Below are 20,695 nucleotides of genomic sequence, written 5' to 3' on the forward strand. Positions count from 1 at the left end.
GGGTTTTATGAATAAAAAAACTATTTTCAAGAAGAAGGTATTATTAATAGCTGCTTCTATTTCCGCTTTTATCTATATTAGTTGGAGACTATTTTTTACTATTCCACTTAACTTTGGAATAATGTCATTTATATTCGGAGTTGCTTTAGCGTTATCTGAAACAGTTGGAGTTATTGAAGCATTTTCTCATTATAGAAGCTTAAGTGCCAATGTTTCTCCCGAATTACCAATTATAGAAAAAGAACTTTATCCTGATATAGATGTACTTATAGCTACTCATAGTGAGTCCGTGGATTTATTATATAAAACTATAAATGGATGTATTCACATGGATTATCCTGATAAAAACAAAGTTCATATTTATATATGTGATGATACTAATCGTCCAGAAATGAAAGCTTTAGCTAATCTCATGGGAGTTGGATATTTTGGGCTATCTGATAATAAGCACGCTAAAGCAGGAAATCTAAATAATGCATTAAGTAAAACTAATTCTCCTTTAATTGTTACCTTTGATTCTGATATGATTCCAAGAAGAAACTTTTTAATGGAGACTGTTCCATACTTCTATCTGCCAAGATTAAAAAAAGATAAAGATGGTAATTGGGTAGATCGTACTGAAGACGAACTTGATGAAAATTATAAGATAGGATTTATTCAAACTCCTCAGAGTTTTTATAATCCCGATCTCTTCCAATTTAATTTATATTCAGAAAATAACATTCCAAATGAACAAGATTATTTCTTTAAAGAAATTAATGTAGGAAGAAATAGAAGTAACTCCCCTATTTATGCTGGTTCAAATACAATTATCTCACGTGAAGCTCTTGAATCAGTAGGTGGCATTACTACCGGAAATATTACTGAAGACTTTGCTACTGGTATAAAAATACAGAGTAAAGGTTATACATGCTTTGCAATACCTAAAGTATTAGCTAATGGATTATCACCTGTAGACTTTAAGAGTCTTTTAAAGCAACGTCAAAGATGGGGACGTGGTTGTGTTCAAACTATTAGTAGCTTTAAATTTATATTTGGAGAATTACCAATTAAAGCTAAGATAAGTTATATTATTAGTTTATTATACTGGTGGACATTCTTTAGAAGATTCATATATATTTTATCACCTATATTATTTACCGTTTTTGGTTTAGTTATAGTTGATTGTACTCTTCCTGAAATATTATTTATTTGGCTACCATCTTATGTGTTATATAACCTAGCCTTAAAATATTTGTCAGGTAATATAAGAAATCAAAAGTGGAGCAATATAGTAGATACTATTATTTTCCCATTTATGATTATTCCAATTTTTCTTGAGACTATAGGTTTAAAACTTAAGAAATTTGCAGTAACTCCTAAGAATAAAATTAACTCTAAAAATACAGAGTTTAAATATGCAATACCACATATAATTCTAATTATAGCAACCTTCATAGGTTTAATTACTTGTACTCATAATATGATCAAATATAAAAATATAGGTAGTATAGTTTTACTTTTTTGGTTATGTATGAATTTATACTTCTTAATAATGGCTCTATTCTTTATGTTAAGTCGTGTAAACTTCAGAGATGAAGAAAGATTTTATACTAATATAGATGTTGTTATTAATACTAATAACCTTACAATTAATGGTGTAACTTCAGATATATCTGAAAATGGTATGGCAATAATATTAAATACTCCAGAATATATACCTTATGATGACGAAGTAAATATAATTGCATATACCCCACTTTATACAGCTAACTTAAAAGGTAAAGTTGTTCACGTTTCAACCTTCAACAACAAGTGGAAATATAGTATTAAGTTAACTAATGTTACTGAAAAAAATAAAAGAGAATATCTCCAAATAGTTTATGATAGGGAACATACTCTTCCAACAAAAGTAAAATCAAACACAATAAAAGAGGTAAGTAATAATATATCTAAAAGGCTTCACGCTCAAATTATTTCTAATAGAAAACTACCTAGAATACCATTAAATACTACACTAACTACTATTGATGGTATACCTATGAAAGTTATTAACTTTAATTATGAATATATTTTAATCAAAGCTAACAAAAGCACTTATAATAATATACAATTAAATATAGGTAATGATGTACTTCTTGATTGTACCTTATGTACTATTATCAAAGGAAGTACCACTGCTTTATATCATATAGATAATTGGAAAGAAATCTCATCTAGCGAAAGCTTGAGAAGTAATCTATTAAAATTAGTTAGTTAGCATTTTAGAGGATAATTTAAAATTATCCTCTAAAATCTTATTTACTATTTTAACTTATTTTATTCTATCTTCTTATTAACTGATATTTTCTTTAATATTACTAATATTGTTACTGATATTGCAAATATAAATGCTATTATTTTAAGTTCTAATATATCATTATCATTCTTAACCAACAAACTCTCATTATATTTATCAAACTTATCTATATACTCATCAAGCACTGCATTTATTTCATTATTATTACTATTATTAGTACTATTCCTTTCTATCTTTAATGAATTATTTATTTTATTGTTAACTTGATTTTCACTATTATTAAGCTTTTCTTCACTGTTATTTTCTTTAATATTTAAATTAATCTCTTTAACTATAGTTTCAACGCTTATGTTATAGTTGCCATCTTTATAATTTGAATATATTTGAACTAAAGAGTTAATATCACCTTCAAATAAAACATTATTATTTTTCTTATCAATCAGCCTAATATTTAAGTTATTAATATCAAAGTCTAAATCTAAATTTAGTACTTCTGATATATCCATAATATTATCATATACACTATAGTATTTAAGAAAATTTATCTCTTCTTCATTTTTACTATCTTCAATAAAGCTTTTAATATCATTAATATTATTTTCTATTTTTTGAACCTCTGACTCTGTAATACTTATACCTTCTAAATATTGGACTATATTTTCACTATATTCTTCATCGATACCTATATGAATCAAGGCCTCTTCAATATATGCTAAATCCTCTGCAAAAATATTAATAGTAAAGATATTTATAAATATAAACAAACTAACTAAGATTTTACTAGTTTTTTTCATGACAAATACTCCTTCTATTTTTTTATAAAGTATTGCCATAAAAACCTTCGTCCTAAACAATAAAAAAAGAAAAGACCAGTAAAAACTGATCTTCTGTAAATTATTATCTTCTAGTGGTTCATCTCTTTTATGAAAATGTCCTAAATAACTCTTCTTTCAAAATATTAAATGTCTATTTTATATGTTATTATTATCAATATTATTCACTTACTGGATTACCCTTCCAATCAAAATTTCCATAATGAATCAACTTTCCTTCTTTATCATAATACTCACCATATTTTATTCTCCCGCGCCTATCAACATATCCTAATGAAGATTTCCATAACTTTAAAACTTCTATTCCAACAGTGGCTTGAAATACACCCTTCCATCTTACTTGACCATTAGCATAATAATATTCTCCATATCCATGAGGGCTACCATATACAAAGTTCCCTTCATACTCTAACTTGCCATTGTCATAATAAGTTCTGCCATAGCCATGTGCATACCATTTTTCAGAATAACATCCCTTCCCTTGAATATATTCTCCTTCATATACAAGCTCACCGTTTTCGTAAATTCTACCATTTATTGATTCAGTATTTATATTAATAAGTCCAATATCTCTTTCAACTTGATACTTTAATTCCTTTTCAACTTTTCTACTTTTTAAAATATCAATCTCATAAAATGAATTCTCATCCGTTTTTATATCCTTTTTACTTACTTTAACATTTTTTTCTATAGGATTCTTTAGTATGCTTTTTGGTATAATTGATAACCCCATCGAAATCATCTCCATTCATTGTGAAAATAACTAAACAACTTTAAACCCGCTTGTCTTTATTTAAATAATTACCATTTTAATCCTATTGTAAACATTAAATAATAAATTTTATTAATTTCTCGTACATATAAAAACAGGCTCATTATAGAGCCTGTAAAATTAGAAATTATGAATTTTAATATTATTTGTATTTATATTAGGTTCTACCTTTGAAATTAATTCATTTGCTATCGTATTTAAATTTTCAGCCCAATTACCACCAATACAATACTTAACATTAACTCCGTAAATACTTGTACCGTTATAATAAGCACCTGTTTCTGTTAAATACATTTCATCTATTAAGCTTGCTATATATTCTAAACAAGAAGCCCAACTATCGAAGCTTGCATATCCACCATATCTAGACTTAATACCACCTAAGTTGTTATTGTTAACTGCTAAAGAAGAACTCCCATGTCCTGATTCTTCCATATTAAGTGCCATTAAAAATATAGCATTTACATTATACTTTTGTTCCATTTCATAATACTCATCTGCCAACTCTTGCAAATTATTTCCTTCAAGTATATTATAAATCTGCTCTTTAGATAAGTTACTTTTTTCTCTTAAGTTATCTGGATTATATGTTACTTCTTTTACATCTTCTTTTATTACTATTTCTTCATGACCTGTAACTTCACGTTGTAGATACTTTGTATAATCTTCATAATATCCTGGTATAATTCTCATAGCTGCTGATACTGATAATTCACTTACCCCTAAGAACATGCTAGCTATGCATATACATGATAAAAATCTTAATAATTTCACTACTTATAACCCTTCCTTTTCTTATTATTTATTATACATTTTTAAGTATTACCAATTAATTTCAATCTTAAACATATCTTATTGTAATTTTTTCCACAGAGTATTTCTTAATTAGATTCTAATTTTTTATAATTACATAGGAGATACTAATCCTTGAAACTAATCTAATTTTTATGGAGGTAAAAATTATGAAAATAACTTTTAATGGCGATCCAATCACCTTAGTTGGAAAACATTTATCTGTAGGTGATGACGCTCCTGATTTCTTAGTAGTTGATAATACTTTAAAAAATGTAACCTTAAAAGATACATCTGGAAAGAGAATATTTGTCGTAGTACCTTCTATTGATACTTCTGTTTGTGATATGGAAGTTCGTAAATTTAATGAAAAGGCTACAAATCTTGATAATGTTACAGTTTATGTAATATCAATGGATTTACCTTTTGCCCAAGTAAGATGGTGTGGGGCTGCAGGCATAGATAGGGTTATAACACTTTCAGACTACAAACAAAAGAGCTTTGGTAAAAATTACGGGACATTAATAGAAGAGTTTTGCTTCTTAACAAGAGCAATCTTCGTACTAGACGAAAATAATAAAATTACATATGTAGAATATTGCAAAGATGTAGCAAATGAACCTGACTACGAAGCAGCTTTAGATGCCGTAAAATAGTATTTCAAATTCACAGTAATATTAATTTTATAAACATTAATCACTATACTAGCGAAGAGAAATATGCCTACGGCAGATATAGTATTCATACCGTAGGCATATGCTTCTCTGTAACTTTAGCCACATACTTTTCTTCAGCTTGCTTAATATTTATCTATCACTTCATCAAGGATGAAGTCAATTTTTTATCTGCGTGCCTTAGCTCTCACTTTATTTATACTCCTAATTCTAACAACTCATCGTACAGTTGTTTGTTTAACGTATTTTCATCAATTCTATATGTCATATATTCAGTTATACATGTACTAATATTCATTAATGCTGATTTTATTTTAACTACTTCTTTTTCAGAAACTTCATTATGATTTATAGCCCTAAAAAGTGCATAACTATATATGGCAGCATTAGTTAATATCTCATTTTTCTCAACATCAGCTAACTCTTTTGCTTTATGATCTATTCTCATTAAATCATACTTAGTACATACATTAAGGTTAATATTGAAATGAATTGCAGCAATTATAAAATCATGTTTTGTTTCATCTGGTACATTTTTTTCTAAAAATTCTTCTACTATTTTTTCTAAATTCTCTGATAAATGTTTCATATTTATACCCCTTATTAAACTATTATAGGTATATTATATACTTTCCTATAATTTTCTAAAATATAAACTTTAACATAATAATGGGAATTTTCATTATCTAATCCAATAAAAAATAAACTTTCCCCAAATAGATAAAGACTCTACACTATGGTAGAGCCTTTATCTATGACTTATAACAATCTATCAAAAGCTTCTTTTAATTTATTAACTCCTACAGTTAATGCAATTCTTATATATCCTTCTCCTGATTTTCCAAAAGCATCTCCTGGTATTGCCAAAATATGATGCTCATTTAGCAACTTATCACAAAACTCTCTAGATGTTGATCCTGTTTTCTTTATGTTTACAAATAAGTACAAGCTACCTCTTGGCTCTAAAACTGAAAGATATGATATTTCTCTTATTCTTTCATATGCATAATATGCTCTATTTTTAAATTCTTCTATTATACCTGGCTGAATTTCTTTTCTCATTCTTAAGGCATGTAATGCAGCTCTTTGAGATATTGATGGAGCAGTAAATACATTATTCTCATTAACATCTTTCATTATTTGAATAATCTCTTTAGGTGCTATAACATAACCAATTCTCCATCCAGTCATACAGTAATCTTTTGAAAAGCTTCTTATACTAATGGTTCTTTCCTTCATTCCATCTAAAGTCGTAATTGGAATAAATGGTTCTGCATAACTAAATGCAGTATATATATCATCAGCAATAACTATTAAATCATGTTTTATAGCTACCTTTGCTATATCTTCTAAAGTTGTTTTACTAAAACATGTACCTGTAGGATTGCTAGGAGTATTTATTATAATAGCTTTAGTTCTATTTGTAATACACTGCTCTAATCTCTCAACATTTACTTGGAACATCTCTTCCTCGAAAGTTTCTAGTAATACTGCCTTCCCCCTAGCAAGCTTAACTTGGTCAGGATAAGGAGTAAAATATGGCTCTGGAATTATAACTTCATCTCCATCATCAAGAATAGATTCTAATATTAGCCACATAGCATGGCACCCACTTGTAGTAACTAAACATTCATTTAATGCTACATCATAATTAAACTCTTCCTTATAATATTTAGATATCTCTAATCTTAATTCTTCATCACCTAATGGATTTGTATAATGAGTATGCCCATTACTAGCATCATTAAAAGCTTCTTCGATTATTCTTAAATCAGTGTTTAAGTCAGGATCCCCTAAACTTAAGTTTATAATATCATCATACTTTTTAGCCAAATCTCCACTGGCACCCATAGGTGTACTTACATTATTCCAATATCTCTTAGAAATAAATTTATGTTTCATAATATTCTCCTTTCGTGTATTACCTCTGAGGTTAATCCATTTTATGGATTAACCTCAGAGGTACCGTATCAAAAAACTATATTTGCTATTAATACTATTATTGGTATTGCTATAATTGTTCTTTCTAAGAATATTATTAATAAATCTTTAAATCCCATTGGAACATCTGATTGAATAATTATAGCCCCAACTTCTGTCATATAAATTATTTGTACTAATGATAATACTCCAATTATAAATTTTGTCTTTACAGACTCAACTCCTGTTATTAATAAAGCTGGTATAAACATATCAGCGAATCCCACTAATGTTGCTGGCGCTACTTGGAATGCAGCTTCAACACCAAAAAGATCTAGTAATGCTCCCATAGGATAAGATATCCAAGTAAATATTGGCGTAAATTCAACTAATATAAGAGCAATAGTTCCCCAAGCAATAACTATTGGTATTAAATTAAATACCATTCCAACAACTATCTCATTCCCACTTTTAATAACATCTTTAATATTGAACTTCTCAGCCCTTTCACAACTTTGTTCTAGAGCAAAGTTAAACATAGATTTACCTTCTGGTACATCTTCGCTTAATAATTTTTTATTGTCATTGTAATAAGTATCAGGCAAACTCTTCAATGGTTTAATCCTTGGAAGTACTAACGCTAATATTAAGGTAACCATGCTTATAGCTAAATAAAACGCTGGAAACATACTTTCAATTCCTAACATCCCTGCAATCATAAAACAAAATGGTATTGATACTATTGAGAAGTTTGTCATTATTATTCCTGTCTCTCTTGCTGTATAAAACCCCGATAAATACTGCTCTCTAGATAATATTACTGCAGCATTAGATGCTCCAAACCATGAAGTTATTAAATCTACTGAAGCTCTTCCTGGAACCTTAAATAAAGGTCTTACTATTTTCTTTGTTATTACACCTAAAAACTCCATTATTCCACAATCAGTTAATAATGGTAATATATAGCTTAATGATAATGCTATAGCAACTAAAGTTGAACCTAATGAAAGCATAGTTCCACCAGTATCTGCAGAAATAATAGCTTCAGGTCCAACATTAAAGAAAACCATAGCTGTTATTATTGTTGCTATAACCTTTGTAATTATATATAACGGTGTTGTTGCAAATACCTTTGTCATAAATTTACTTTCAGTTATAAACTTTGGTTTAAATGTGTACTCTAAAATAGATAAAACAGTACTAGAAATTAAACCTAAAACAACTATATATGGTAATACAGCACTCAAATTTGCTTTAACAAAATCAATTAATATTCCTATTGGAGTTGAAATTGACCCTTGATATGATATAGGCGCAAGAAACATAAATCCCCCAACTGATGATGCAAGAATGAATTTTACAAGATTTATTATATTTATTGATTTATTACTATTTTCAACGTAGTTTTGCATAGAATAGCCCCCTTATTTTTATAAACTTTCAACTATTTGAATTGCCTCAAATATCATTTTCTTAGTTACCTTATATGGAAGATGTTCCATATCTGGACCATCTATTGTTTCTTGAAGAACCTTATCTAAGTAATCTAAATCATTTTTTACCTCTATATCTTTAAGCGATGTTGGAATACCTATTTTTTTAAAGAATTTGTATAGCTTATTCATCTCATCAATCTTCTTATCTACAGCTAGTTGTACTAATACCCCATATCCAACAACATCACCGTGAAGATAATTCTTTTCAATATGTTCTAATAAAGTAAGTCCATAAAATAATGAATGTGCAATTGCACCATTATATTTTTCATCAATTAACATTGAAACAAGTCCAGTACTTACTATGTTATTTAATATAATTTGCTCTACTTCAAATGTAGCTTCTCCTTCTTTTGAATCTAATAAAGCCTTTTCTCCATACTTTACTATTGGTTCAACGCACATACTACTTATTTCTCTAGCCATCCAAGAACTATGATTAAGATCATCCCCCCTAGAAGCTAATGTGCATTCATAATGTTTCGCTATAGTGTCTCCCATTCCAGCTCTTAAATATTTACTTGGAGCCTTTGTAATTATATCTGTGTCTATAATTGCATGTATTGCTGGTCTTTTCATAAAGTAAAAAGAATCAAAATCTCCATTATCATCATAAACAACAGATAAAGCAGTAGTAGCTGCACAAGTTGAAGCTATAGTTGGAATGGTTATAATTGGTAGGTTTAGATTTTCTCCTACTCCCTTTGCAGTATCTATAGCTTTTCCACCTCCAACGCCAATAATTATTTCAGCATCTTTTGCTAAAGCTATTTCTGTAAGTCTACTAATATTTGAGTAGGTACATTCACCTCCATACCATTCATATCCTACAACCTCTAACTTTATATTATTTATCTCGTTAGGTGATTTTCTTACGTTCCAACAATACTTATTTCCTCCATTTTCGTCGCTTGTCCAAATCGTCTTCATATCAAAATTTGAATCATTGATATATTCCTCTAACTTTTGCTTTACAACACCTATTGCAGTTTTCCCGCCAATAACTAATATTTTATTACCATAAGTCTTACATATATCATTGATTGAAGCAAAGCTATCCTTTCCTATGGTATAATTTGAAAAATTAACTGTATTATTATGCATTATATTCATATCCATGCCCTCTTTTGAATTTTTATTCATTATTTATGCATAATTATAACCTTCTTGATTATTAATTTCAAGAGTTTTTAGGAAATTTTTTCTATTTATAAAAATTTAATTTATATATCTGACTTAAAATAGTTGACTCATATTTTCCTTAACTGTAAAATTAATCTAACAAAGCCCTTAAAGGGCTTTTATTTTTATATTTAAGGATGTGAATTTAATGAAGGCAATTTTAACAGTTATCGGGAAAGATCAAGTAGGAATAATAGCTGGTGTAAGCACTGAATTACAAAAATTAAATATTAATATCTTAGATGTAACTCAAACTATAATGCAAGGCTATTTCACTATGATAATGATGCTAGACCTAAGTAAAATATCTTGTGACTTTGATAATGTAAAAAAGGCATTACTAGAAAAAGGACAAGTTCTTGGAGTAGATGTAAAAATCCAAAGAGAAGAAATCTTTAATTCAATGCATACACTGTAGAGTTATATATAAATGTTAATAGGTGCTATTTACTTTGATACTAATTCATCAGTATAAGAATTTATATCATTTCTTCCATGAAAATCGCTAAAGTTTGTGAGCTCGCTATGCTCAGACAGCACAAACTTTTTAATGCTATTTTCATTCCAGAAAGGATTAAATTCTAAATACTGCTTCATAATATATCTTCGTGAATATCCCCTATTAACAATATAAAAATATAACATCAAGTAGAAAATTCAAACTTTTATCAATAATGTAATTTGAATTATAGGGAGTGTTAATAATAAATGATGAACAGCAATAATATATTAGAAACGATTAAAATGATTGAAGAGGAAAAGCTTGATATTAGAACTATTACTATGGGGATATCTTTACTTGATTGTATTGATTCTGATGGTGATAAGGCTAGGGAGAAAATATATAATAAAATAACTACTTCTGCTAGGGATTTAGTTAAGGTAGCTAAGGAAATTGAAAATGAGTTTGGTATTCCAATAGTAAATAAAAGAGTTTCAGTTACTCCAATATCAATAATCGCTGGAGCTACAAATGAGGATAATTACTTAAAGTTTGCAGAAACTTTAGATAAAGCTGCTGAGGATTTGGGTATAGATTTTATAGGTGGATTTTCAGCATTAGTACATAAGGGATATACAAAAGGTGATAAGATATTAATAAACTCTATTCCTGAAGCTTTAGCTAAAACAAATAAGATTTGTGCCTCTGTTAATGTAGGATCTACTAGATGCGGTATAAATATGGATGCTGTAAAAGAAATGGGACAGGTAATAAAAAGAACTGCTGAATTAACTAAGGATTCTAAAGGCTTTGGCTGTGCAAAGCTTGTAGTATTTGCAAATGCAGTTGAAGATAACCCATTTATGGCTGGTGCTTTTCATGGTGTAGGCGAAGCTGATAAAATAATAAATGTAGGTGTTAGCGGTCCTGGTGTAGTTCAAAGAGCTATAGAAAAAGTTAAGGGTAAGCCTTTTGATGTTATTGCTGAAACAATTAAAAAGACAGCTTTTAAGATAACAAGAGTAGGACAACTCGTTGCTCATGAAGCTTCAAATAGACTTGGAGTTCCTTTTGGAATAGTAGATTTATCTTTAGCCCCTACCCCTGCTATTGGAGATTCAGTAGCTCATATCTTGGAAGCTATGGGGCTTGAAGTTGTTGGAACACATGGTACTACTGCTGCTTTGGCACTTCTTAACGATGCAGTTAAAAAAGGTGGAGTAATGGCCTGTAGCCATGTTGGTGGATTAAGTGGAGCATTCATTCCTGTTTCAGAAGATGCCGGAATGATAGATGCTGTATTAAATGGTTCATTGAACTTAGAAAAGTTAGAAGCAATGACTGCAATATGTTCAGTTGGTTTAGATATGATTGCTGTGCCTGGAGATACTACTGCTGAAACATTATCAGCAATGATTGCAGATGAATCAGCTATCGGAGTTATAAATAATAAAACTACAGCAGTTAGAATAATACCTGCTCCTGGTTGTGTTGTAGGTGATATGGTTGAATTTGGTGGTTTACTTGGAACTGCACCTGTAATGAAAATAAACCAATTCTCATCTTATGAATTTATACAAAGAGGAGGAAGAATTCCAGCACCAATCCACTCATTTAAGAATTAAGTTGTTAACTATACTCACAAAGAAAAATGTTACCATATGCAAGCAAAATATTTTGCTTAAACCAAAGAGAAATATGTAAATACATTACTGATAAATATTCAGCAAGCTGAAGATAAATATTTCTTTAAATAATTTAAAATAAAATAAGCCTTGTATTTTATTACAAGGCTTATTATTTATTAATGTTTATACTTTTTTCTAGGTAACATAAATATACCAAAAACAATTAATATAATTGCAGCAATTATTATTACTCCAAAATATACTCCTTGTCCAGTAGCTGGTAAATCATTAGTTTTGTCATTTTCTGTGTTTCCTTGATTACCTGGTTCTTCTGGATTAACAGGTTCGCTTGTATCTCCTGGTTTTTCTGGCTTATTAGTTGTATCCGTATCCCCTGGTTTCTCTTCATCAACTGGTGGTTCCGGAGTCACATTAGCTTCATTTACAGTCACTGTAATAACTAATTCTTCAGCTTTATTTCCACTTTCATCTTCAGCAGTATATGTTATTGTGTATTTACCTGCTTTAGTTGTATCTATCTTATCTATAACTTTATCATTGCTATCTCTTATAACAACTTCTACTGTTACATCTATATCTAGATTATCTTTAGCAGTAACTTCTGGAACCTCAAAGTTTGCACCATTTTCAAGTATCATATTTAACGCTCCATTGTACTCTAGTACTGGTGCTTCTTTATCATCTTTATCTAATTTAGAGAATACATTATTAAATTCATCAGTATTAGGAACTATAATGTCAATATAGTAAGTATTTGTTCTTCCAAATAACCTAGCTATAATTCCCTTTTCCTCTAATCTAATAGAATACTTTTGTGTTCCATTAGCTAAGATTGTTCTACTTGTTACTATCGCTTTAAATTTATTTTGTGCTTGTTCAACAAACTTATTTAAAGATACTATATTTTCTGTTTCATAAGTCATAGGTGCTTCTTCTGTTCCATCACCCCCAACATTAACTATATCCTCTGGTAAAGATTCTTCAGGATTCTCTGGAGTTGTTTCGCTATCTTCACCTTCAACTATTAATATTGCAGTTACTTCTTCAGCCTTATTTCCTAAGCTATCTGTTGCATTATACTTAATTGTATATTCACCTATTTCATTAAAACTGTAAGCTCCATCTACACTTTCTAATTTTTCTCCTGCGTAATAAACACTTACATCAACAGTTAATTTTTGTCCTAAGTAGTCAGTAGCTATAACACCTTCTAATAAATCTACAGTTTCACCTTTTTTGATAGTTATAGTTTTATTAGTTACATTTATTATTGGATTTGATACTGGTTGCTCTTCTCCTTTAACAACTAACATTAACGCTAACTCAGCAATATTACCATGTATATCTTTAGCTATTAATTTAATAGGATATGTTCCTGCATGATTAAAGCTATATTCTCCTTCAACTTTAACTTCTACATCTCTACCTCTGAAGTCTTGTGCAGTAATTCCTTCTAATATATTAACCTCTTCACCTTCATTAATTGTTATAGTAGAATCCACTATTTGAGAATTTTCTATATTTATTACTGGAAGTGAATCAGCTTCTTCAACTATTACTGGAACCTGTAATGTAGTTGAATCACCATAATCATCTGTAGCAGTATAAGTTACATTATAAACACCAACTGTATTTATCTTTACAGTACCACCATTGTGAGTTAATGTAACAGTACCATCCTCGTCAGTAACATTTACATAATCTTCAGCCTTGAAAGTCTTACCTTTAGTTAAGATTATTTCACCATCTATTATGAACTCAGATTCTTTAAGTTCTATATTGGGAGCTGAGTTTATGTTTATAGTTTGTGCTTCAGTTGCTAAAACTTGTTCTTTTTTCTTATTAGTATCACTTAATACGTAAGTAATAGATGCTCCATTTGAGTCAATAGAATATGGCTCTATACTAAATCCTGTCTTTTTATCAGTAGCTTTTTCTAAATCTATTTCACATATCTCAAATTTTGTAGAGACTCTCTCTAAAGCTTCTGTAGATACTATAAATATCTCCATGCCCTTTTTATCATTACTTACCTTTATATTAGTCTTCATGTTTTCATCATTAGACTTTACTAAAGATCTTATTCCCTCTTCTACAAACTTAGCATTTCCATCTATTTTAATACCAAATTGCAGCGATTTTATATTAGGTTCAAAATCATCTAATGAAATTCTAATTGTATCTCTATCTACTTTTTCAATATTTAACTTTACACTAGCATCTTCATTTACAGCAAGCTCTGCAGAAATACTTTTAGCATATAAAAATATGCTCAAAGTAGCTATAACAGCTAGTAATAAAGGTATAAGCTTCTTCTTAGTTTTTACCTTTTTCATACTATTCTCCTCTTACTATCTATTTTCTGTAACCTTATTTATTAAATCTTTATTTATTTCTATAACCTTAACATTGTTAGAGCTTAGAGCACTTCTACCAGCTCCACCGTTGAAACTTATTTGTGGTAATTTGCTTGGTACATCTATTTTAAATGTATCACTAACTAATCTTTGTCCACCATCAATAGCATCTGCTGTATCAGTTCTATAAAGCTCTGCAAATACTTTAGAGTTATCTTCCATGAATTTTGCTGAATCTTCAGGTCTTACCCAATAAATCCAAGTTCCTTCAGCTATTTCTTCTATATTTCCATTATCAGGCACTTGAGCAAATAATAATCCATCATATTTTTCTGCAATATGCTCTTCATCTTGATTTAATACTAAAGGTACATTAAATGCAGGATTTCCTCTATATTCACCAGTTATAACTATAGAACCTGCTGGTATTGATTTTTCTTCTGTTTCATTACCATCACCAACTACGTAAGTGAATTCATCTTTTAACACTCCGATTCCATTTGCATAGTTAATATTATCATCAGCAACACCAATTTCAATGTTATCACCTGGAGGCGTTATTACTTCAAGTTCTGATGCTGAAATATATTTAGTTCCTAAAGCAGTTATTTTTACATATCTTGCATTATAAGAAGCTAATTGGTTTCCACCTTCAACACCTTCTTTATCAAAGTAAATTGTTGCCGTAGGATTTTCAGGTGTTAAATTTAATTCTCCATTCTTAACAGTTGTCCAATTTACACCATCTTTACTTACTTCAATTTTATATTTTTTAATTGAGTCTGTTGCTATAACATCTTTCTTAAATATAAATCCTGTGCTTTCAACTGGTGCAGTGTATTTAATTCCTACTAAAGTCTTCATCTCAGTTGTATCTAACATTAAATAAGGACTATTATTAGGATGCATTTCTGGTAAATGTACTGAGCTATTATACTCACCATTAATTAACATTCTTCCTGCATATGCAGTACCATTATTATTATCTAATGCATTTTTTAAATCTACATTTCCTTCATGACCATGTATATCATTACTTTCTTCATTCATACTAATAGTATTTGAAGTTAAAATAGTACTTGACTTATCTACTCCACCTTCATGTCTTATCTTAACTGTTCCTAACTCTACAGTATTTGTTGATTTTAAGTTATAATCATAAGCAACTGCTGAATAAGTTACTACTCTATTGTTAATATTATCAACAATATCAGTATATACAGTTGTATCATTTACTTTATCTGCTTCAATAAATCCGCAAGGCTCTCCATTTCTATAGATTTCATATCCTAATATCTTATCCTTACTCTTATTTACTGATAAGTTAATTGAGACTTTCTTATCATCTACATAGGAACCATCTTTTATTGGAGTATCGTTAGAATCATTTCCAAAAGTTGCTGTTAGAGTAGTTCCTTCTTCCATATCTGCAGTTCCTGCAATTCTTCTTCTTCTAGCTTCATCATTAATATATTGAATCTTTCTAGTTTCCTCAGAGAATTTAGATACATATTCTAATGTTGTTTGGTTTGCTATTATACCATGAGCTTCATAAAAAGCAGTTAAATTCCTTCCTGCAGCTTTAGAAGTCATTCTAATTAACCATTGATCTCTATCTCCGTTAGCTCTTTCTTCTGCTGTCATTTCTCTATAAGCTCTGTTTAACTTAGCATAGAATGAGTCATTGCTTAAATCAGCATCATTATCTGTAAGTAACATCTTATAAGTTATGTCATCTTCATATGCTAAATATGGTTGCCATAACATATTTACTACTACACTTCTATTAGTAGATAATCCTATAGTATTAGAAGTTACCTTCTTATATACTTCTGACATTGATGATGCATATGGACTATCTTCGTTTAACATAGTTGCTGTAATTGCAGTCATCAAGTTATTACTAGTTTCAGGATAAAGTCTATCTCCAATATCCATAGCATGTCCCATTTCATGTCCTATTAAAGCACCATAAAGCTTAGCTTCATTTTCATTTGTAACATTTCCCTCTTCATTAAACTTATATGGTACACCTTGAATATATGAAGATGATCCAAAGCCTACACCTATGTGATGACTTGATGCATAAGCAGCAGCTCCCATCATCATTCTTTGATACTTAACATTTAATCTTGTAAGTGGTGCTCTATGCTTGCTGAAGTATGCTCTATCTTCATCATCAATTGAACCACTTTTATTAAAATCTTTAACCTCTTCAAATACACCCTTCTTAGCAAATCCAACTTGTACTTCTTGCTCCCAAGCTAAAAGTGCATTATAAACTCTATCAACTTCTTTATCAATATCTCCATTTAGGCCATCTTTAATTCCTTTAAGAATTTCTGAAGCTGGTAAAGTAAGTGTAAATCTATCACCTTCTATATCAGTTGTATTTAAAGGTGATGTTTGTTCATCATAAGGATATATATTATTTTCTCTATCAATAGTTTTTCCTTCATAAAGACTTTCTATATTACCCATATATAACTTTAATTCTTCTATATATGTCTTTATTTTACCCTTTACTTCATCAACCTTACTTGAATCATTTATTATATTATTAACATTTAAATGAGGAATTTCAGTAACTCCACTTAAACGTATCTTAACATCTGCAGTTGTAGAACCATTAGTAACTCTTGCCATTACTTGTCCACCTTTTTCTACATCAGCTGCAATAATTGATGGTATAGTAATTTCTGTTCTACCTGGAGCTATTGTAACAGTTCCTCCTTGATATTGACTTGGAAGTCCGTAATTTTGAAGGAATGTTATTTGAACTCTTGTATTTGGGTCACTTGATCCCATATATACTACTATCTGCTCAGATGTTCCATCTTCATCAACACCTGGTCTTGCAACACTTCCTAACGATTGCCAGTCATTTTGCATTCCTAATTTTGGTCCTTCATTATCATCTCTAATACTAGCATCAAGTGTTGTTATTTCTTCAGAAACTTCTCTATCATTATATAATAATTGAGCAACCTCTAACTCCTTTTCTAAAACAGCCTTATCAGGATGATATTCATTAGAGATAGGATCTTTAGTATTTAATCTATCTCTTAATTCATTTAAAGTTTCTTGGGTTACTTCTTTTTTAAGAACAAGTCTTAAATCATCTGTATATAGTGCCTTTATATCATCAGCTATACTATCATACTTATAGAATCTAAGCTCTGACATAGTTTGTCTATTTCCGCCCCATCCAGCTGTATCTACTTTTATTTTCTTAGCATTTATTGGCTCTGATAATTTTACAATATAGTATTTATTCCCATTAGATGTTTTTTGTTGGATAGATGTTGGACGAACTACCTTAGCTTCCGTACCATTCTCTGTATTTTCCCAATAAGTAATTTTAACTTCTTTTACTGCCATAGGATATCCTTGCTCTAAGGTTTCTGCAAATGCTATTGATCCTATTTCATATGTGTCATCAAAAGTGATTTCAGATCCTCTATTTGCTCCGTAAACAGCTCCTGTATCCCAGTCATTAACCTTCCAGGAAGTTGTAAAGTCTCCGTCAACTAAAGCATACTCTGAATCATATTTTAATGAGCCATCGTTTCCCCATCCATCTGCGTCATTCTTATTACGTACATCAACAATATGCTCTGTACCAATCTCATTTTCATCTGTTGGTCTATTTATAAGATTATATTCTGGCATTACTGGTGGGATAACTGATGTAGTTTTAGCTATATATGTGCTAGACATCTTACTTGTCCCTAAATGGTTAGTTGCAGTAACCCTTACTTCATAAGCAGTATTATCTTCAAGATTAGTTATAGTATAGCTACCACTTCTTGATAGTTTACTCTTATCTGGATTAGTAACCTCTGGGCTATCCTCTGTCACTTCTTTATTACCATCATTTGCTTTTAGCCAATTTTTATTTGTATCTCCAAGTTTTCTATAGTAGATATCAAAATCTCTAGCTTGTGAATGTTCTTCCCATTTTACAGTAAAAGATTTATACCCTTGGCTTGTTGTTAAGTTTCTTGGTGGCTCTGGTGCACTATTAGGAACTACCCTTACTTCTAATACACTTTCAGTATATTCATTGTAGTACTTATCAATTGGGTTGAATGATCCATCTACATTGTCTGCAGTTCCATCAAAACCTGCTCCTATATCATCTTCACTTAAATATCCACTATTCCACTCTCCATTTAGTGATTGAATACTTACTCTATATAAATCATAAGGCTTAATGTCCTTATCTAATATCTTTATGCTTGTTTGATTTGTTTGAAGCTTCTTTGTACTCTTAACATTTCCATTATCATCAAGCTTTTGATACATTACTTCATATGAAGTTACATTTGCTTGTGGTTCCCATGCTAGAGTTATACTTTCATTATGTAAATTTGTAGAAGTTTCTACAATCTTAAGTTTAGGAATATTCATATCTGGTTTTGGAATTTCCTTATAAACATTATTTAAGAACTCTATCTTAGCAATTTCTGATATTTTTTTATTCCCTCTATTTCCTGTTACATTAATAGAAATTTTCTTAACAGCTATTTGATTTCCAAGTTCTATTACAACATCGCCTTGTTCATTTACTCTTGTTATAGCTCCTAAAGCCATTCTTGCTTCCGCTGCCGATGAATCATCATTAGTTTTATTTTCATCAAAATTCAAGGTATGTTGTTGCCCATTTTCATCTTCATATGTAATTGTACCCATAGATGGTACCCCGGCCTCTGAATTAGATGAAGTTATTGGAGCTTTTATAACTATTTGATCCATCTTTACATTTTCACTACTTCTAGTATTTTTAGATAAGTCAAATGCTAAAGTTAATGGGCTTTCTACAGAAGGTGCTTGTCCATCTACCTTACCTATAGTTACTACTGAATCCGAATCAGTTAATATATCCTTTAAGCTAGCCGATCCTTCTTCTAGCTTCGCTCCTTCTGCTTTTACATCTATATTTTCTAACTTTAATATTGCATCTGTATCTGTAACTTCTGCTAAACCTAATTCTTTACCGATATTTTCATTAACATAAGTTAAGTCTGCAATATCAACTATTCCATCATTATTTAAATCATATTTAGCTTGAGATTTACCTAGATTTTCAAAAACTAGGTTATAATCACCCATATCTATTATTCCATTACCGTCTACATCTCCAGCTAAGAATCCCCCATTGTATCCTTGTGATGAATTATACCCACTACTTAAAGTAACTCTCTTAGAATAATTAACTACTTCTATATCATCTACTCTAGTATTTGTATGTCTATCACTATTTACTTCTAAAGAGTAGTTTCCAAGCTCCAAACCTTCAAATACTACATGTAAGAAGTAAATATTTTTATCACCTTCTTCTAAAGGCTTTCTTATTGAATTTAATTTTTTAATTTTATAAGATGCCCCATTATCTAAAGTACCTTCTTCAATAGATAAATCAGTTATATTACCAATTTTTTGCCCATCTTTTGATATAGAAAATGATATATTATCAGTATTAATTATAGGCATTGGAAAATTAATATCTAATTCTATTTTTCCCTTTGATTCATAACTATTTGAAGTCCCAGTGCTATTCTCTTTTTCACTTTCTGATGTTTTTTCATCTTCAGATATATTTGCATTATCTTCTAATGTTTTATCATTAGATACTTCAGTAGATTCCTCACTATTACTAGCACCGTCTTCATTTGTTATAGTTGATTCACCTTCTGTAACAGTTTCATCATTGGATTCATTTATATTAGAATCACTATTATTAGTATCTACATTTTCAACATCCTCAACTTCTTCAGTTTCAGTAGTTCCTATATTTTCACTACTTTCTTCATTATTACTATCTTGAGGTACTTCAGAATTATCTACAGCATCTTTAATTTCTGTGTTACTATCCTCAATTTTTTCAGTATTCTCTACAGTAACATCTACTGTATTTTCTGCTACATTATCAACATCAACATTATTAGTATCAATATTCTTTTCAAATGCATTAACAGCTTGAGAAGATATTCCAACTAAATTCGTCGTTGCCAATGCTGTCGCAATAGTTTTCGAAATTATTTTTTTACTTCCCTTTTTCATACTATTTTTCTCCATATTAAACTAAAATTTTTGACATTTTTTTATTTTAATATAAAATTATATTAAAATAAAGTAATTTTTTGCTAATAATTATTATTTATACGTAAATATCTATTATTTTTACTTAATTTTCTATATCTAGTTTTAGAAAAGACACAAATATATATTATTTATAGAGTTAATTCTGTTCCTAAACATAAAAAAATGCCCTATATAGAGATTTTGTATCTATAT

General features: G+C 29.6%; 14 protein-coding genes. 4 read left to right on the plus strand and 10 right to left on the minus strand.

Going from position 1 to position 20,695, the window contains the following annotated elements; genetic code table 11:
• The first annotated feature begins 7 nt into the window (after positions 1 to 7).
• Positions 8 to 2,239: a glycosyltransferase family 2 protein gene (locus H8S20_RS04215; RefSeq protein WP_042282221.1), complete on the plus strand. Its 2,232-nt coding sequence runs from the start codon at positions 8 to 10 to the stop codon at positions 2,237 to 2,239.
• A 59-nt stretch (positions 2,240 to 2,298) separates the two neighbouring features.
• On the opposite strand, the gene H8S20_RS04220 is transcribed toward H8S20_RS04215, so the two are convergent.
• The 3 genes from H8S20_RS04220 to H8S20_RS20640 form a co-directional block, all read right to left on the minus strand.
• The gene (locus tag H8S20_RS04220) at positions 2,299 to 3,072 is read right to left on the minus strand and encodes a hypothetical protein (RefSeq protein WP_186859356.1); all 774 of its coding nucleotides are present in this window, start codon (positions 3,070 to 3,072) and stop codon (positions 2,299 to 2,301) included.
• A 199-nt stretch (positions 3,073 to 3,271) separates the two neighbouring features.
• The gene (locus tag H8S20_RS04225; protein ID WP_032120074.1) at positions 3,272 to 3,844 is read right to left on the minus strand and encodes a toxin-antitoxin system YwqK family antitoxin; all 573 of its coding nucleotides are present in this window, start codon (positions 3,842 to 3,844) and stop codon (positions 3,272 to 3,274) included.
• Between the two features lie 159 nt (positions 3,845 to 4,003).
• Positions 4,004 to 4,657: a glucosaminidase domain-containing protein gene (locus tag H8S20_RS20640; protein ID WP_051986992.1), complete on the minus strand. Its 654-nt coding sequence runs from the start codon at positions 4,655 to 4,657 to the stop codon at positions 4,004 to 4,006.
• 188 nt (positions 4,658 to 4,845) lie between these two features.
• On the opposite strand from H8S20_RS20640, the gene tpx reads away from it, so the two are divergent.
• Entirely contained in the window at positions 4,846 to 5,331 is a 486-nt protein-coding gene (gene tpx, locus H8S20_RS04235; RefSeq protein ID WP_032120075.1) for a thiol peroxidase, read from the plus strand.
• A 214-nt stretch (positions 5,332 to 5,545) separates the two neighbouring features.
• On the opposite strand, the gene H8S20_RS04240 is transcribed toward tpx, so the two are convergent.
• The 4 genes from H8S20_RS04240 to H8S20_RS04255 all read right to left on the minus strand — a co-directional run bounded on the left by H8S20_RS04240 (position 5,546) and on the right by H8S20_RS04255 (position 9,908).
• Positions 5,546 to 5,938, minus strand: a complete 393-nt coding sequence (locus tag H8S20_RS04240) for a hypothetical protein (protein ID WP_032120076.1) — start codon at positions 5,936 to 5,938, stop codon at positions 5,546 to 5,548.
• Between the two features lie 170 nt (positions 5,939 to 6,108).
• Positions 6,109 to 7,251, minus strand: a complete 1,143-nt coding sequence (locus H8S20_RS04245; protein ID WP_032120077.1) for a pyridoxal phosphate-dependent aminotransferase — start codon at positions 7,249 to 7,251, stop codon at positions 6,109 to 6,111.
• Positions 7,252 to 7,319: 68 nt separating this feature from the next.
• Positions 7,320 to 8,681 carry a YjiH family protein gene (locus H8S20_RS04250; RefSeq protein ID WP_186859357.1) on the minus strand — a complete coding sequence of 454 codons (1,362 nt, stop codon included), beginning with the start codon at positions 8,679 to 8,681 and terminating at the stop codon, positions 7,320 to 7,322.
• Positions 8,682 to 8,699: 18 nt separating this feature from the next.
• Positions 8,700 to 9,908, minus strand: coding sequence for an iron-containing alcohol dehydrogenase family protein (locus H8S20_RS04255; RefSeq protein WP_207725243.1), 1,209 nt, complete (start codon positions 9,906 to 9,908; stop codon positions 8,700 to 8,702).
• 187 nt (positions 9,909 to 10,095) lie between these two features.
• On the opposite strand from H8S20_RS04255, the gene H8S20_RS04260 reads away from it, so the two are divergent.
• Entirely contained in the window at positions 10,096 to 10,365 is a 270-nt protein-coding gene (locus H8S20_RS04260) for an ACT domain-containing protein (protein ID WP_032120079.1), read from the plus strand.
• Positions 10,366 to 10,394: 29 nt separating this feature from the next.
• On the opposite strand, the gene H8S20_RS04265 is transcribed toward H8S20_RS04260, so the two are convergent.
• Positions 10,395 to 10,544 carry a hypothetical protein gene (locus H8S20_RS04265; RefSeq protein ID WP_186859358.1) on the minus strand — a complete coding sequence of 50 codons (150 nt, stop codon included), beginning with the start codon at positions 10,542 to 10,544 and terminating at the stop codon, positions 10,395 to 10,397.
• A 114-nt stretch (positions 10,545 to 10,658) separates the two neighbouring features.
• On the opposite strand from H8S20_RS04265, the gene H8S20_RS04270 reads away from it, so the two are divergent.
• Positions 10,659 to 12,014 (plus strand): PFL family protein, encoded by a 1,356-nt coding sequence (locus H8S20_RS04270; RefSeq protein ID WP_186859419.1) that lies wholly within the window; start codon positions 10,659 to 10,661, stop codon positions 12,012 to 12,014.
• Positions 12,015 to 12,193: 179 nt separating this feature from the next.
• Here the strand turns inward: H8S20_RS04270 and H8S20_RS04275 are convergent, their stop codons facing one another.
• Both H8S20_RS04275 and H8S20_RS04280 read right to left on the minus strand, forming a co-directional pair.
• On the minus strand, positions 12,194 to 14,374 hold the full coding sequence (locus H8S20_RS04275; RefSeq protein WP_032120080.1) for an immunoglobulin-like domain-containing protein: 2,181 nt from the start codon (positions 14,372 to 14,374) through the stop codon (positions 12,194 to 12,196).
• Between the two features lie 15 nt (positions 14,375 to 14,389).
• Entirely contained in the window at positions 14,390 to 20,461 is a 6,072-nt protein-coding gene (locus H8S20_RS04280) for a fibronectin type III domain-containing protein (protein ID WP_186859359.1), read from the minus strand.
• Between the last annotated feature and the right edge of the window lie 234 nt (positions 20,462 to 20,695).

This window comes from Clostridium hominis, from assembly GCF_014287825.1.
In the GTDB taxonomy this organism is placed as follows: domain Bacteria; phylum Bacillota; class Clostridia; order Clostridiales; family Clostridiaceae; genus Clostridium; species Clostridium hominis.